13 protein-coding genes and 1 pseudogene are annotated in these 15,795 nt (G+C 42.1%); 11 read left to right on the forward strand and 3 right to left on the reverse strand.

Annotated features, from left to right (window positions below; translation table 11 throughout):
• Positions 1-85 precede the first annotated feature (85 nt).
• The 10 genes and pseudogenes from PGLA_RS29135 to PGLA_RS28130 all read left to right on the forward strand — a co-directional run bounded on the left by PGLA_RS29135 (position 86) and on the right by PGLA_RS28130 (position 9,985).
• On the forward strand, positions 86-307 hold the full coding sequence (locus PGLA_RS29135) for a TroA family protein (RefSeq protein ID WP_245700104.1): 222 nt from the start codon (positions 86-88) through the stop codon (positions 305-307).
• 165 nt (positions 308-472) lie between these two features.
• Complete coding sequence (locus PGLA_RS18295; RefSeq protein ID WP_068535643.1) at positions 473-2,188, forward strand: ABC transporter ATP-binding protein; 1,716 nt, start codon at positions 473-475, stop codon at positions 2,186-2,188.
• A gap of 19 nt (positions 2,189-2,207) precedes the next feature.
• A complete protein-coding gene (locus PGLA_RS18300) occupies positions 2,208-3,806 on the forward strand; it encodes an ABC transporter substrate-binding protein (protein WP_068535702.1) in 1,599 nt (532 codons plus the stop codon).
• Between the two features lie 95 nt (positions 3,807-3,901).
• Positions 3,902-4,906, forward strand: coding sequence for an ABC transporter substrate-binding protein (locus PGLA_RS18305; protein ID WP_084411243.1), 1,005 nt, complete (start codon positions 3,902-3,904; stop codon positions 4,904-4,906).
• 99 nt (positions 4,907-5,005) lie between these two features.
• A complete protein-coding gene (locus PGLA_RS18310) occupies positions 5,006-6,073 on the forward strand; it encodes an NAD(P)/FAD-dependent oxidoreductase (protein WP_068535644.1) in 1,068 nt (355 codons plus the stop codon).
• 352 nt (positions 6,074-6,425) lie between these two features.
• A complete protein-coding gene (locus PGLA_RS18315; RefSeq protein ID WP_245700107.1) occupies positions 6,426-7,691 on the forward strand; it encodes a GHKL domain-containing protein in 1,266 nt (421 codons plus the stop codon).
• Positions 7,684-7,800 (forward strand): annotated as a pseudogene (locus PGLA_RS27025) (WCX domain-containing protein); the annotation flags it as partial. The gene PGLA_RS18315 and the pseudogene PGLA_RS27025, both read left to right, overlap by 8 nt.
• Before the next feature lie 66 nt (positions 7,801-7,866).
• The gene (locus PGLA_RS18320) at positions 7,867-8,394 is read left to right on the forward strand and encodes a DinB family protein (RefSeq protein WP_068535649.1); all 528 of its coding nucleotides are present in this window, start codon (positions 7,867-7,869) and stop codon (positions 8,392-8,394) included.
• Between the two features lie 174 nt (positions 8,395-8,568).
• Entirely contained in the window at positions 8,569-9,807 is a 1,239-nt protein-coding gene (locus tag PGLA_RS18325) for a nitric oxide synthase oxygenase (protein ID WP_068535651.1), read from the forward strand.
• Positions 9,808-9,823: 16 nt separating this feature from the next.
• A complete protein-coding gene (locus tag PGLA_RS28130) occupies positions 9,824-9,985 on the forward strand; it encodes a hypothetical protein (protein ID WP_211269586.1) in 162 nt (53 codons plus the stop codon).
• A gap of 17 nt (positions 9,986-10,002) precedes the next feature.
• Here the strand turns inward: PGLA_RS28130 and PGLA_RS18330 are convergent, their stop codons facing one another.
• Positions 10,003-10,686 carry a lysoplasmalogenase gene (locus PGLA_RS18330; protein WP_068535653.1) on the reverse strand — a complete coding sequence of 228 codons (684 nt, stop codon included), beginning with the start codon at positions 10,684-10,686 and terminating at the stop codon, positions 10,003-10,005.
• 177 nt (positions 10,687-10,863) lie between these two features.
• On the opposite strand from PGLA_RS18330, the gene PGLA_RS18335 reads away from it, so the two are divergent.
• Positions 10,864-11,841 (forward strand): NAD(P)H-dependent flavin oxidoreductase, encoded by a 978-nt coding sequence (locus PGLA_RS18335; protein ID WP_068535655.1) that lies wholly within the window; start codon positions 10,864-10,866, stop codon positions 11,839-11,841.
• 331 nt (positions 11,842-12,172) lie between these two features.
• Here the strand turns inward: PGLA_RS18335 and PGLA_RS18340 are convergent, their stop codons facing one another.
• Both PGLA_RS18340 and PGLA_RS18345 read right to left on the reverse strand, forming a co-directional pair.
• Positions 12,173-13,249 (reverse strand): zinc-dependent alcohol dehydrogenase family protein, encoded by a 1,077-nt coding sequence (locus tag PGLA_RS18340; protein ID WP_245700112.1) that lies wholly within the window; start codon positions 13,247-13,249, stop codon positions 12,173-12,175.
• The gene (locus PGLA_RS18345) at positions 13,210-15,711 is read right to left on the reverse strand and encodes a beta-mannosidase (RefSeq protein ID WP_068535659.1); all 2,502 of its coding nucleotides are present in this window, start codon (positions 15,709-15,711) and stop codon (positions 13,210-13,212) included. Before PGLA_RS18345 ends, PGLA_RS18340 begins: the two co-directional genes overlap by 40 nt.
• Positions 15,712-15,795: the final 84 nt, after the last annotated feature.

Genomic DNA, 15,795 nt, shown 5'->3' on the forward strand with positions numbered 1-15,795 from the left:
TAAGCTTCTTCAACTAACTCCGCCAGAGCGTATTAAAAAGGAGTTAATCGATGCGGGGGAGTCTTACAAACAAGTATCTTTCGAAGTGTTAACTGATTATGCTGGTGATTATATCTTTTTCGATCAATCACATGGTGGTAAGTTAGACAAAGAGGATGCTGTTTGGAAATCAGTAGATGCGGTTAAAAAGGATAATGTTTTCTATCTCGATGGAAAACGGTTTTGGCCATATGATCCGATTGCTGTGCTAGCTCAAGCGGAAGAAGTGGCTGATATGCTTGTTGCTAAGAAAAAGAGTGAGAAATAAGACTAGAACACACGTTTCATATAAGTTCAGTTTGTCCAAAAAAGTTTATAAGTTTGTCCATTTCTTCAGAGTAAGGTGATAGGCTATACTCAATTAGTGAGAATGATTATTAATATCGGAAATTTATATATGGATAGTTAATCAAATGCTGGAGTGTGATACATATTGTTAAAACGTTTCTTTTCTTACTATAAACCTTATCGAAGGCTATTCATCTTGGACTTTTCCTGTGCGGTCATAGCTGCATTATTAGAACTTGCCTTTCCGCTAGCTGTCCATCGTGTAGTGGATAATTTATTACCTAGCTCGAACTGGAGTTGGATCTTATGGGGATGTGCTTTGTTATTAGGAATTTATATTATTAGTTCGGCTCTCCATTATGTTGTCACCTACTGGGGACATAAACTAGGCATTAATATAGAGTCCGATATGCGAAAAGATCTTTTCACTCATGTACAGAAGTTATCGTTCCGCTTTTTTGATAATAATAAAACAGGTCATTTAGTCTCAAGAATGACAAACGATTTAATGGATATTGGTGAAATCGCGCATCATGGACCTGAGGATTTATTTATCGCAATTATGACGCTCTCAGGCGCATTTGCAATCATGTTTTCGATAAATTGGCAATTAGCTGTACTTACTTTTATTATTGTACCCCTTATTATATGTCTTTCCTTGTATTTCAGTAAAAAAATGTCTATAGCATTCAAACGTTTCTTCGCAGATATCGCTGATTTTAATGCACGTGTAGAAAATAATGTGAGTGGTATGCGTGTTGTTCAAGCATTTGCTAATGAAGAGCATGAAATCGCTCAATTCAATGAAAATAATGGACGCTTTCGAGATTCGAAATTGATTGCCTACCGAATTATGGCGTGGAATTCATCCATTAGTTATATTCTTATGAAATTCGTCACGTTGTTTGTTCTGCTATGCGGTACATGGTTTGTTATTAATAAACAAATGACATACGGAGAGTTTCTTGCTTTTGTTCTTCTATCGAACGTATTCTTAGGACCGATTCAACAAATCAATGCGGTTATTGAAATGTATCCCAAAGGAGTTGCTGGATTTAAACGTTATGTAGAGATGCTTGAGACAGAGCCCGATGTAGCCGATGCTCCGAACGCGATAGCTGTCCGGCATTTAGAAGGGAATATAAAGTTCCAAGACGTGTCGTTTGGTTATGAGGGTAAAGAGAATGTGTTAGTAAATATTAATTTAACGATTCATGCAGGTGAAACAGTAGCACTTGTTGGACCATCAGGTGCTGGGAAAACGACGATCTGTAGTCTGTTACCTCGCTTTTATGATATAAACAGCGGATCTATAATGATCGATGGGATTGAGACCCGACAAATGACTCTTGAATCCCTACGCACTCAGATAGGGATTGTCCAACAAGATGTCTTCCTATTTGATGGAACGATTCGCGAGAATATAGCTTATGGCAAGTTAGGTGCTTCTGATGAGCATATATGGGAAGCTGCTAGAAGAGCGCAGTTGGAAGAAGTCATCCTCTCCCAATCTGAAGGTATGGATACATTGATTGGTGAGCGAGGCGTCAAATTGTCTGGTGGACAAAAACAACGGCTTTCCATTGCTCGAATGTTCCTTAAAAACCCATCTATTCTGATCTTAGATGAAGCAACATCTGCTCTGGATACAGAAACAGAGGTAGCGATTCAACAGGCCCTAACGGAATTATCAGAAGGACGTACTACACTTGTCATTGCACATCGTTTAGCAACGATTAAAAATGCAGACCGCATTGTTGTTGTCACAGAGGATGGCATTGTCGAGCAAGGAAGTCACCATGAGTTATTAGCTGTAGAAGGAGCTTATAACAGACTTCACCAAGCACAATTTGGAGTCTGATTAAGAAAGGAACATGGTGATGGAAGATAGGCTATCAAAGGATCGTATCCCGTATTCTCACACCTATTATTTACCTGTTAGTATATCGAACTGGGAAGAAACCTTAATTACGACAGATGAAGAAATGGCATCGTGTCCTTGTGTTCTTGTTGTTTCAAATGGAAATGGCTTACTCACTCTTAACGAACAGCAATATGCGTTGTCACGTGGTTGTGTAGTACTTTGGCATAATTCCAACGAATTGAAGTTGTCTGCTCAATTGCATACAAGGTTTGAGGGAATTCTGATCAGGTACCGTTGCTTGAACAGTGATGGCGCAGAACCGAATGTATTAAAGTATCCTGAACCTCTTTGGGACTGTTCATTGAACATCATAAGTCTGACGGCAGAGCTAGAAAAAGTTTCGAGAAATCTATCCAACAGTAAGCCGTTTCATTTCCAACAGCTATTTGTTGAGCTACTGTCAGAGCTGTCTGAAGAAATTGAAAGGCGACTTCAGCAAACAGGTTCGTGGATGGAACAAGTACTTCATTACATAGACACGCATTTTCATGAGGATGTGACGCGCGAGCAGATGGCCACATTGGCGCAGGTGAGTCCAGAGCATTTCTCCCGTGCATTCCGCAGACATACGGGTCAAACTTTCAGCGCTTATCTAGCCATGTTACGGATTCGCACCTCTCAGAATAGGCTGCTATTCAATATGCCAAAGTTAGAGAATTTGGCACAGGAAGTGGGCTATAAAGAAGGTAATTATTTAAGTCGAAAATTTAAGCAGTTAGTTGGCTTGTCTCCTACCGCTTATCATCATAAGCAAAAACGGGTGGTTACTCTTAATAGTAATCATACCGCATGCTTACTGGCATTAGGTATCACCCCGGAACTGGGAGTGTACTCCTCTTGGATAGAAAGTGTGAAGCACGTGAACCCCGTGCAAAAGCTCTATGAATGTGGAGGAAGCGCCTCCTCTTTCTATGAGACGGTTGCTGCCGCTCATCCTGATGTAATTATTGACTATAATACGGCAAAGGGGAATAATGTACTGCTACCGTTGGCTCCTGTACTTGGCCTGTCTTTTATGAACATAAGCTGGCGAGAGCAATTCCGCCTCATTGCTGACATTGTAGAAAGACAGTGGCACGTAGAGGAATGGCTTGCTCATTACGATGAACTGATTTGTTCCTTTAATCAGAAACTCGATCAGCGCCTTTGCGAACGGGGAACTGCTGTCGTGTGGGAGATTGGTACAAGCTCGGCTTACTGTATTAACAGTAGCTACGGCAGAGGAAGCCAAATCTTGTATGAAGATATCGGCTTTCGTCCACCAGTCTCTCTGCTTAAGCATGGCATTGACAGATGGGGATATGTAGAGGAGGAGATCGAGGCTATCGTAGACTACCCAGCAGATCATATCTTTATTACTGGGTTACCTTCAAATTTAGCGGCAAAGAAGAGAATGAATCGTCTGTTTAGGTCTGAGCCATGGCTGAAGATGGAGGCTGTCAAAAAAAATCGGGTGTATGTAATTGACAAGCCAGATTTGTTTTATGGCTATGACCCGCTATCCTCTCAGGCGCAGTTGCATGAGCTGATGAGATTGCTAACATTACAAAATTGAAGGAGCCAGATCATTTTAGTGTATAGACATAATTGTCAGAATGCCTTAAAATAATATTGAGAATGATTATCATTATTGCTTGAGGGGGATTCAAGTTGCATTCACGAGAAAAACATCATAGGTCACAGAGATTAGGGTTAGTTGTTCCGTTATTGTTTCTACTGATTGTATTAGTTCTTTCCGCTTGCGGAGCGACAGAGACAAAGACAGCTTCAAACAGCGGCGTAGTGGAGAAACCGAAAACAGAAGAGAACTCAAGTGCTAACACGAGCAGCGCTGTAAAAACTGTTACTACAATAAAAGGTGAGATTGAAATTCCTGCGAAACCGCAACGTATTGTTGCAGAGGAATACCTGGGTAGTCTAATTACCTTGGATGTTATTCCGGTGGGAGCGCCAGAACTGATCATTAAGAACTATTATTTCAAAGATAAGCTTGTGGGCGTGTCGGATATCGGAACGTACGGAAAACCATCTGTCGAAAATATACTTGCTCTAAATCCAGATCTCATTATTACTGGTAATGGAGACAACTACGAAGTATTAAGCAAAATCGCACCTACCATTGTTATTCCTTACGGGGATTTGAAAGGCGTTCATGAGGAGCTAACCTATTTCGGTAAGCTACTTGATAAGCAAGAGGAAGCGAAGACTTGGCTACTCCAATACGATCAGCGCATTGCCGAGGCGAAGGCCAAGGTTGATAAAGCTATTGCTACTGATGCTAGTTTTTCCATTATGGAGGATGGTGGCAAGTCGACGTGGGTATACGGCGATAATTTTGGTCGCGGTGGTCAGCCTATTTATCAGGCGCTTGGACGTAAGCCACCTAGCGGAGTTGCCAATGAAATTATGGATAAGCAATGGGCAGAACTCTCTGAGGAAATGGTAGAGAGTTATGCCGGCGATTATATTATTATGACTTCCAACGGACGAAAGATTGAAGATTTCCAGAAAGATCCGATTTGGGGAAGTGTTCCAGCTGTTAAGAATGGTCATATCTATGTGTGGCCGGAAGAACGCTCTTGGTATTATGATCCGATTGCCGTCCTTGCTCAGATTGAAGAACTAACGACTTGGCTCACCAATCTCGAAAAATAGAAATGGTGCTCCTCAGGTCAGCTTCATGGCATGGGGAGGATTTTACTTTCGGTTATCAAAACTTTTTACATAATGACTAGATGAAAAGGAGCATTCATAATGAATTCAGAACAACTGTATGATGTTACAATTATTGGTGGTGGCCCAGCAGGACTTTTTTCTGCTTTCTATAGTGGTTTAAGGGAAATGAAAACAAAAATAATTGAGTTCCAACCTTTTTTAGGAGGGAAAGTGCATGTCTATCCAGAGAAAATGATTTGGGATATAGGTGGACTCATACCTACTACAGGAGAACGACTGATTGAACAAATGATTCAGCAAGGGTTAACTTTTGAGCCCGAGGTAGTATTAGGTGAAAAAGTGACGTCAATTAACAAAGATGAAGATGGAAACTTTGTTATTCAGACATCTACAAACCAAAAACATTTGTCCAAAACAGTTATTTTAGCTGTTGGTGGAGGAATCTTGAATCCAACAAAACTAGAAATTGAAGGCGCTGAACGTTTTGAGGTTTCCAATTTGCATTATACAGTGAAATCTCTCGCACGTTTCAAAGGGAAAACCGTATTGATTTCCGGAGGTGGAAATACTGCTGTTGACTGGGCAAATGAATTGGAACCGATTGCGAAAAAAGTCTATTTGACTTATCGGAAAGACATGTTGAAGGGACATGAGGCAGAAGTTACGCGCCTATTCAATAGTTCTGTTGAATGCTTATTGAATACATCGATTGAAAAGCTTATTGCCGCAAGTGACCACGAGACCATTGAGAAAGTGGAGTTGCTTAGCGGTGAGAATGGAAATAAGATTCAACTGTCTGTTGATGAAGTGATCATAAATCATGGCTACGAACGTGATAAAGAGTTAACATCGAATAGTGGATTGAACATTGAAATGGCAGATGAGTACGGTATTGCAGGTAGTCCCATGAGTGAAACATCTGTGCCTGGGATCTATGCTGCAGGGGATATTTTGAATCACGAAGGAAAACTCCATTTAATCGCAGGGGCGTTCCAAGATGCGGCAAATGCTGTGAATAAAGCGAAGCAATATATTATGCCAGAAGCTTATGGTCACGGAATGGTCTCTTCACATAATGACCTCTTTAAAGATAAAAACCGTGAATTAGTGAAACATTTGTTTGAAGTGAAAACTAACTTATCGTAATTTTATTTATTCAAACTTCCCAGAGTTGATATTATTACGCATAGCATTACGTTGGTTGCTAACAAAACAATCAAGAACAAGAATCAAAAAGAGTTAAAGGTACAATATTACGATTAGAGCCTTTCCTAGTGAGCCGAGCACATATCGCAGATTGTTAAACCAAGCCATGTCACAGTTGGTTTGACAATCTGTCACTATGTTGAGGCTCTTTTTGTTATGGTATTGGAGTATAATCTAATTAATCGGGTTAAATATTCCGATGATAATAGTCTAGAGACATAAGACATAGGACAAAAGGACTGGGTTGATGAAATGCAACAGTTTGTATTCGAAAAAGAGAATGGTATACTTTATGATTGTTTCATGTATTGTGCTAAGCGCTCTGATGAGCGTCAAATTGTTAATATCGTATTACTCTATTAATAAATCGGCGCAAACCACGCTTGCAAAGCAGTATATAGAAATAGCCAAAGATATTGCAGAAGGATTAGATAAAGAAGTTTATGAAAAGTTTCTATCATCTAAACAGGATGATGAGAATCACAAACAAATAAAACAATATTTAGAACAATATCTCAAGCGAATCAACGCTTTATATGTATATGTTTTAATGCTTGATGATTCGGATATATCTAAAGTCATGGTATCTGCAGTTCCCTCAAATATGAGCGATTTACCAATAGAATCTGCTTGCACAGTTCCTGTTACTCAAGTAAGGCAAGCTAAAAGAGGGCAAAACTATTTTACTAATATTATAAAAGATGAATTTAACGGTTCTTACTTATCGGTCGGAGTACCATTTTACAGTGGTGGTGGAAATATTCTTGGTGTTATTGCCATTGACATTGGTGTTGAGGAGTTAAAGCAAATAAGTGGCCAAGTCCTTAAAAGTAATCTCTTCATCTTTGTCATTGATATTTTATTTGCTGTTGTGTTGTTACTTGTTACGTTCATATTATACCAATGGTATAAACTCCGTTTGAAACAGGATTTGAAAGAATCAGAAAAAATGTATATCTCAGAGCTTAGAAGAGTAACAGATGCTATTAAATCAAGCAGACATGATATGATCAATCATCTTCAGGTTCTAGGCGGATTAATGGACATGCAGTTGCATGATAAAGCGAGAGACTATTTAAAGGAGCTTGCGATTGAATCCAAGATGGTGGATATGTCCTTACGTGTTAAAAATCCGATCCTAATGGTTGTATTTCAAAGCAAGTGGGAATTTGCCCAATCTAAAAATATACAAATGCACTTTGAGACGGATCAGAATGAGTATAGTCGAGTCGAGTCGATGGATTTGGCGAGAATTTACTCTAATCTTTTGGATAATGCGATTGAAGCAACCGAGGCTTATTGGGGTGATCAACCAAAGGAGATTCGTGTCATATGTAAAACAATTGGAGATAAATATGTGTTTGCAGTAGAGAACACGGCTGAACTTACAGCTGTTGAACAAAAGAGCCTATTTCAAAATGGATATACAACAAAAGAAAATAGAGATGCACTCAGCGGTAATGGATTAACGATTATTAAAAGAACGGTTGAGATATACAAGGGCGATATTCAATTTCAGTATGAAAAGGATAAAGTTATTATTCAGATAACCATTTAGAAATCTGCAATGGGTGCTCGGATGGGGAGCGGAGGTTGTAGTATTGGAGCCTGAATCGCTTAGAGATCGGGTTCGTGAAGAAGCTGAGAAAGTGTTTAAACGCTACTGACATACTGTTGTCAGTAGCGTTTTTGTATAGTATGACTATATTGATGAGAAGGAGCTAGTTAAACTTATGAATACAACCGAAGCTTTGGAACGTTTTGAAGGAAGTGCGAATCGTTATCTGCAAGAATTAAATGGACTTCGTTTGGAGCAGTTGGTGCGTCAACCGAGTGAGAACGAGTGGTCAATGGGGCAAATGGTTCTACATCTGATTAACTCTTCTCTTCACATGTCTCTTCGTAATATTGATCATTGCATGACGAATGATAAGACTTCCGTTGTTTCTAAAGGGGAGAAAACAGAAGCGGGGCGGGCGTTATTTGATCAAGGCGGGTTTCCGCCTGTACGTATTCAAGTTCCACCTTCACCGCAATATACGCCTGTACAACCGGAAAGTAAAGAGCAGCTTGTCGAAGGACTGAACACTGTGATCAGACGGATGAAAGAGGTCGAATCCACGATTGAACAAGCATCCCTGCACAATACCGTCGCCCATCCTCGATTCGGTGCGTTAAATGCGAAAGAATGGTTTATGCTCGTTGAGATGCACTTCCGTCACCATTTACTACAATGGGACCGTTTGAAACAAAGTTTGTAACCATACACATATGTCATCGCGAAATATACCCCATTCGATTACGAATGGGGATTTATGTATGTGAAGTACACAAACCTGTAATAGCTGATAGATGTGGCAGCGGTAGCACGAATGTTATACTAAACAAAAGAGTTCTGGAAAGTAAGAATGACCGGAAAACAGGGAGTGATCAACATGGATACAAACATCGAAGAGTTGACCAAGAAGGCGGATGCGTTCATCCGACTTATGTACGCTGAGCTGGATAAGTCAGAAGAAGTGACAGAGAAGCGTCTGATTGCGATACTCGAAGAAATAGATAACTCGGGTAGCTATCATCATACAGAAGAGGAAGTGGTACACGGAGCACGAATGGCTTGGCGCCACAATAGTCGCTGCATCGGCCGTCTGTTCTGGGATAAACTTGAGGTCATCGATGCACGACAGGCAGAGAACGAGGAGCAGGTAGCGGAAGCATTGTTGCAACACATTGAAAGAGCGAATAATGGAGGACGTATTCGTCCAGTACTAACGGTGTTCCGTAGTGGCGAGGACCCTGCTCGCCGTATCCGTGTGTGGAACCATCAATTGATTCGGTATGCCGGGTATCCAAGCGTTGAAGGGTCTGTTCGTTCAGGAGATCCAGCATCGGATGACTTCACTCGTGTTTGTCAGCAACTTGGTTGGCAAGGAACAGGCGGAGATTACGATGTGTTACCGCTCGTTGTCGGTATAGGGGATGAAGACCCTCACTTGTTTCCCATACCAGCACACTTGGTTCAGGAAGTACGCTTAAGTCATCCAGAGATTGAACGATTTCCGGAGCTTCAGCTACGTTGGTATTCTGTACCGATCATTTCGGACATGCAGCTTGAGATCGGTGGGATCTTGTATACAGCTGCTCCGTTTAATGGTTGGTATATGGAGACTGAAATTGGCTCACGTAATTTAGGTGATACCAGTCGTTACAACCTTCTGCCGACAGTTGCTGATCTGATGGGGCTGGACCGTTCCACTAACACGACGTTGTGGAAGGACCGAGCGCTTCTTGAACTGAACCGTGCAGTGCTTCATTCATTCAAGCAAGCGGGTGTTAGCATTGTGGATCATCATACGGCGGCAGATCAATTCGTTCGCTTCCAGCAGCAAGAAGAGGAACGGGGTCGTGAGGTGTCAAGTCGCTGGTCTTGGCTTATTCCGCCTATGTCACCGTCCGCAACGCCAATCTGGCACGATCAATCTTTGAAGGAACTTGATCTGAGTCCCCAATTTCTTTATCAAAATCCAGCCTATCAAGGATGGCTAGGAGAGTTAGATAGTCCAAGTAACGTAGCTGATAGCGAGCATGTGTCACTTTCGAATGAATGTGACAATAAGGAGACAACCGAAGTCTCGTCGGCTGAAATCGCTTGTCCTTTTCACCATAAGGCTTAAGTTATTGGCGAGGATTATGGCTTTACACGAGGATACTGCGCATAAGATCGGACATGTGTACTTTAATTTATCCGAGGGTGGATACACGTCTAAGAAGAAGTTCACGAGTGATGATGGAAGGGTTATTGAAGTCAAGGATATGGTTGCTTTCGCCGAGCATGTAGTTAATAACCGGTGATTCTAATTTCTATAACTCTATAACACAGTCATTTCTAATTCTTCACCTAATAACGTCTTTCTGCTCTTATGCATTGCCAATGTCCGAATGCTGTAGGCCATACAGAATTGAGCGGAGTAATAGGTTGTCATGATGAATACACCGGAGAAAGCAACGTTCGAGACGAATAGGTTCCATGATAGAACAGAATCTGAAATCGTAAACAATATACTTCCGGTAATCGCCCATTTGTGACCGGTCATAATAGCAGACCATGTCATTAAGGAAATGACGCTTATGTAGAGAAGAACAGGTACGATCAAGGATTCATTGTTGTCTCGAATCAATGCGTGAACAATCTCCCAGCCCATGATTGAAGCATATACGGCAATCGGAACAACGCTTGCGAATCGAAGCTTCGAGAAGCGCCACTTTGTGAAGAATCCTATCATATAAAATATGTGCCCAACAAGAAAGGCAGATAATCCAACAACAAACCAACTCAGTAGGCCATCGCCTAACATACAGAAGAACAATCCGATTAATAGCAATCTATGATGGTGTTGTCTAAGTTTAGGAATTTGAAAGTACGCATACGTGATAATGAGCCACATCGGAATTAACTTGAACAGGAGTTTAACGGCGTGTGGATCCGATGGAATTATGAAAATATAGAGTGCACTAGTAAGTAAAATAAGTACAGGTAATAGATACTTTTTCAAAGTGTGGGCTCCTTTTTGTTCAAATGATGGCTATTGTTCAATTACCATAATTCCCGGCGATATTCCCTGCCCCATACTAATTGGACTGTGAGTTGAATCATATGATCATGTTTCCAGCTATAGTACTGTAAAAGGTGATATTCAAATCACAATATTTCAAAGATTGGCAATCATATCATGAAAGAGGTGTTCATATTGGAGCTTCCGATGTTACAATTTGGTCATATTAAATCAAGAGTACCCATCATGCAAGGTGGTATGGGGGTCGGAATTTCCTTGAGTGGTCTTGCCGCGGCTGTAGCTAATGCAGGTGGGATCGGCACCATTTCAGGTACAGGCATAACGATAGAAGAACTAAGATTGCATATTCGTAAAGCTCGAGAAGAGTCCAGGGAACGAATGGGGTATATAGGGGTTAATGTCTTGTTTGCTGTAAAGGATTTCGCTGAAAAAATGCAGGCTGCTTTAGAAGAAAAAGTGGATTTTATCATTTCAGGGGCGGGTATTTCAAGAGATATGTATGCATGGGGAAAAGCGCATAATACGCCTGTCATTTCTATCGTTTCATCTGCAAAAGTGGCAAGACTATCTGAGAGATTAGGTGCTTCAGCGTTAGTGGTGGAAGGTTTTGAAGCGGGAGGTCACTTGGGTACAGATCGACCTTTATTTGATATTCTTCCTGAGGTTGTGGAGGCCGTTAATATTCCAGTTATCGCAGCCGGTGGCATCATGACAGGAGAAGATATCGCCAAAGCCATGAGACTAGGTGCGTCCGGTGTTCAGATCGGAACACATTTCGTGGCTAGTCACGAATGTGACGCTCCACTAGCCTTCAAGCAGATGTATGTGGAGGCGGAGCAGGAAGATACGATATTGGTTAAAACTACGGTGGGATTATACGGTAGAGCGATAAAGAACCGATTGACAGACCTTATAAGCAATGAGGAAACGAAATTGCGCATTAAGAAATGCCATAAGTGCCTGAAAATATGTTCGTTTCGTTTCTGCACAATGGAAGCCCTGAATAACTCCATTATCGGCGATGTACAGAATGGGTTGGTTTTTGCCGGTTCAAAGGTGCATAAGATTAAAGAAATTAGAAGCGTTCAACAAATTATGGATACACTTATGAATGAATACCAAGAAGTAAGGTAACGAAGCTTACGCAAGAATCAATGTGAACGCCTTACAACACCTACGTATGATGGAGAGCTCTGAAAAAGTCCACACACATTTGTGTAGGATGCCGCTACGATAACGGATTGTCCTTCCGATCGCTGTTGCCTTCCGATTTCTTGATTGGATACCGCATAGCGGTTGAAATCAGAGGGCAAGTATATGCTTTCGAAGTAGCGTTCCTACGGAAAACTTGTAGGCGAACGCTTGCGCTTCTTCAGGACATTCCGTCACCTTCGCTACATCGAACATTATTCCTGGTTTTCTGCAGATACTGATGTTGGTTTAGAGCCATCTCATATCTCTGAAACTAAAAACACTGAGTTTTACTAAAAAGGATAACTCCTTTACTTACTTGGAGCGTTGGATAACATCCCATCACATCTGGAATTTCATCCAACTGAAAACGATGACTGATCAGCGGCTCCACCTGTACGATTTGCTGATGAAGAAGTGAAATCGCTTCTTCATGCGTATAGGGATTAATGAAAGATCCCATAATTTTCAGTTCCTTGGAAAATACCGAAAATGGCGATAGTTGAATTGTAGTTTCGGGCGAAGACACGCCAAAGAGAAGAACCTGCCCGCCTTTACACGCCGCTTCTATGGCGAACTCCATCGTTTCTTTGCGTCCTACGCACTCAATAACAACATCGGCATCGTTTATTAGCTGCTGCGCCGCATCTTGGGGATCCATTACTTCATCCGCCCCGAGTCGAAGCAGTTGTTCGTGCTTGCTATCAGCCGGCTCGCTTACGACAATTCGGGCCGCTCCCTGCCGTTTGACAAGCTGTAAGAAAAGTTGACCTATAAAGCCACCGCCAATAATAAGCACCGTATCGGTCGAGCGAATGTAAAGCTTCCTCATTCCGTGCAGCACGCAGCCAAGTGGCTCAACCATAGCGCCCTCGATATCGCTCATACCATCTGGCAAACGATAGCAGTTCGCTGCAGGCACAGCGCAAGTCTCGCCCATTCCACCGTCCCGTGTAACACCGACCGCCTCTAACCGATCGCACAGATGCACCCGACCACTACGGCAGTAGCGACAGCTACCGCAATATATATTCGGATCGATCGAAACACGGTCACCGATCTTTAAAGAAATGACATCGCTAGCGACTTCAATGACTTCACCTGCAAGTTCATGTCCAAGAACAATCGGCGGAGTTACTGCCGCTGATCCAGGATGGCCGTGGTAAATATGCTGATCTGTACCACAAATGCCGCAGCACTTCACCCGAACACGCACTTCACCTGGAGCCAGCATCTCTTCCTTCCATGTTGATAACTCTATCTCTCCCGTTTTTCGCAACACTGCGGCTCTCATTTTCCCCACTCCTTTTCTTATTTGCTGTTTATCGCTTGTACTCGTAGACTTTCCCAAGGAATTGCATGTCCTTGTGCCTGATGAATCTTAATCACTTTCGTCTCCCCTGGGAGCAAATCAAAGAAATTGTCGCTAAGAACTAGATACGCCATCGAAAGTTCAATTTTCACCATACGTGCAAACCGATCTGTCGAAATACGTAGTTCTGATTTGCCTTCGTCAATGTCAACCGTCAGCTTGGCGGTCGTATACTTCATATCTTTATGGTCCCGGAAAAAATAATAATTCACTTCTGTTCTTTCTTGCATAGAACGAATACCAATAACCACTTCAGCTGGATCAAGCCCGTTTAATGCCTCACTTTCAGACAACACGTCGATTTGTTCACCGCTATTCGCTCTGATCGATACGCTATAGGTGCGGCTGAACTTTTTCTCCCCACTGAAATTATAAACAGCAAGTTCTACCTCATCGTTGTACGCAGATCGCAAATCGTTCAATGCCCATAATTTCAAATCCTCACCTGCATCGTGATCCAACGTAAGCAAAATTGGACTAAAAAATTTACGTGAATAATGATATGAAGCCTTCGGTAAACCATAGTAATCGATAACAGACCAACTCGTACCCGGCCAACAATCGTTCAACTGCCAGTACAACGCCCCACTCGTTTCCGGTTTATTGCGTCGATAATGCTCGATTCCATATTTCAAGCCTTCCGCCTGTGTTAGCATCGAAAAGTCCATATATTGCTCAATATCCTCAGGTACCCCCGTGTAACCTTCCATCAGTAAAATCCCTTTAGGGTAATACTTATCCTTATTACGATAAGCCATTTCTTCACTACCCCAATAGAACATATCCTTCGGCATGTTCCGTTCCAGCGTATAACGATTGGATGAAGCATGCATTCCAAATTCACTAGAAAATTTAGTGGTGTCTCCTTTGAATTTTTTGAAAGAGAGACCCTCTACACTATAATCTTGCAGCTGAGGTTCCCCAAATGTCCGCGGTTCTATGTTTCCATGCCATACTTGCCAATTGTGCGTATCGCCTTCTTCACGCGAGTTGTGATCATTACCGCCGTACGGCGAGCTTGGCCAGAACAACCGTGTAGGATCTAGCTCTTCTAAAATCTCAGGCATCATTTCATGATATATTTTCTCTCCGTAGAACGGATCTTTAATTTCACCAGAGGAATGCAGCGCTTCATAAAGCCAATCGTTCTCATTGTTACCACACCAAATGGCAAGGCATGGGTGATTGCGGAGGCGCTTGACTACCTCCGTAATTTCATGACGGACGTTATCCATGAAATTTTTGTTATAGTCAGGATAGAGTGCACAAGCAAACATAAAGTCTTGCCATACCAAAATACCCTGACGATTGCATTCCTCATAAAAAACGTCGCGTTCATAAACGCCGCCGCCCCAGACTCGTAACATGTTCATGTTCGCATCCTTGGACATTTGTATCAGGTGAGAATATCTGAAATCGGAAACACTTCCAATAAAACTATCTATTGGAATCCAATTTGCTCCTTTGGCGAATATTTTGACGCCGTTTAGCACGAACGTAAAACAAGCATTCCCCTGCTCATCGTGACGGAGCACTTCCACCGTACGAATACCAAACTTCTGAACATGTGCATCTATATATGCACCATCGGCGAGAACATCGACACGCAAATCATACAAATGAGGGATGCCCAGATCATGTGTCCACCATAACTTGGCATCCTCCACCCGCATCGTCATATGCGCTTTACCTTTTTCAAACATGGCAGTTGCCATGATCTCTTGATCACCGTAAGCTAAGCGAACTTGTGTCTCGTAATTTTTGTTTTTGTCAAAGGTCCGAAGCTCTACATCGATCTGCACCTCAGCCGCCGTTTCATCCAAACGCACAGTTCTGGCAAACACATGATCAATTTTAGCGAAAGTCCGTTTCTCGAGATGAACATCCTGCCAAATCCCTGCACATACAAGCCGAGGTCCCCAATCCCAACCGAAATGACTCTGCGCTTTGCGAGTCCAAATCCTTTTTTTACTGAACCCAGACCAATAATTCTGAACTTGATGGCCTACCACTTCACGAATCGGATCAAATTTAACAGCAAGCGTATTGTTACCGCGCCTTAATTCCCGTGTCACTTCAAATGTATGTCGAATAAACATATTGTCGGTTGAGCCAAGTTCAACCCCATTCAAGTAAATGGTAGCAAATGTATCCAGACCATCAAACACCAGCTCCATTCGTTCTCCATCTTGTAATGGATCGTCACAATGAAATACGGTTCTGTACCACCAAACCTTCTCTTCTACCCAGCGGCATTTTTGATCGTTGTGGCCAAAAAAGGGATTCTCAATGATGTTCCGATCTATTAATGTAGAGTGTACATCTCCCGGTACGTTAGCAGAGATCCAGTAGTAATCGATATAATCGGGAGACGCCACCTCTAAATCTTTGGCCTCCCCCACAACAAAATCGCGAATTTTCCAATTATCATTCAGCTTCATATTTGTTCTCCTTGTTGTCTAAATCTTAAATCTTGAAGCGTTTAACTAAAAAAACCAAAGCCTAACGAATCAGGCCTTGGCGTA

Source organism: Paenibacillus glacialis, assembly GCF_001637205.1.
GTDB lineage: Bacteria > Bacillota > Bacilli > Paenibacillales > Paenibacillaceae > Paenibacillus_AQ > Paenibacillus_AQ glacialis.

Excerpts from the sequence above, each read along its gene's own strand:
- PGLA_RS18335 (WP_068535655.1), top strand. The coding sequence starts at position 10,864 with ATGAAAGAGGTGTTCATATTGGAGCTTCCGATGTTACAATTTGGTCAT.
- PGLA_RS28130 (WP_211269586.1), top strand. The coding sequence starts at position 9,824 with ATGGCTTTACACGAGGATACTGCGCATAAGATCGGACATGTGTACTTT.
- PGLA_RS18345 (WP_068535659.1), bottom strand. The coding sequence starts at position 15,711 with ATGAAGCTGAATGATAATTGGAAAATTCGCGATTTTGTTGTGGGGGAG.
- PGLA_RS18325 (WP_068535651.1), top strand. The coding sequence starts at position 8,569 with ATGGATACAAACATCGAAGAGTTGACCAAGAAGGCGGATGCGTTCATC.
- PGLA_RS18310 (WP_068535644.1), top strand. The coding sequence starts at position 5,006 with ATGAATTCAGAACAACTGTATGATGTTACAATTATTGGTGGTGGCCCA.
- PGLA_RS18320 (WP_068535649.1), top strand. The coding sequence starts at position 7,867 with ATGAATACAACCGAAGCTTTGGAACGTTTTGAAGGAAGTGCGAATCGT.
- PGLA_RS18315 (WP_245700107.1), top strand. The coding sequence starts at position 6,426 with ATGATTGTTTCATGTATTGTGCTAAGCGCTCTGATGAGCGTCAAATTG.
- PGLA_RS18300 (WP_068535702.1), top strand. The coding sequence starts at position 2,208 with ATGGAAGATAGGCTATCAAAGGATCGTATCCCGTATTCTCACACCTAT.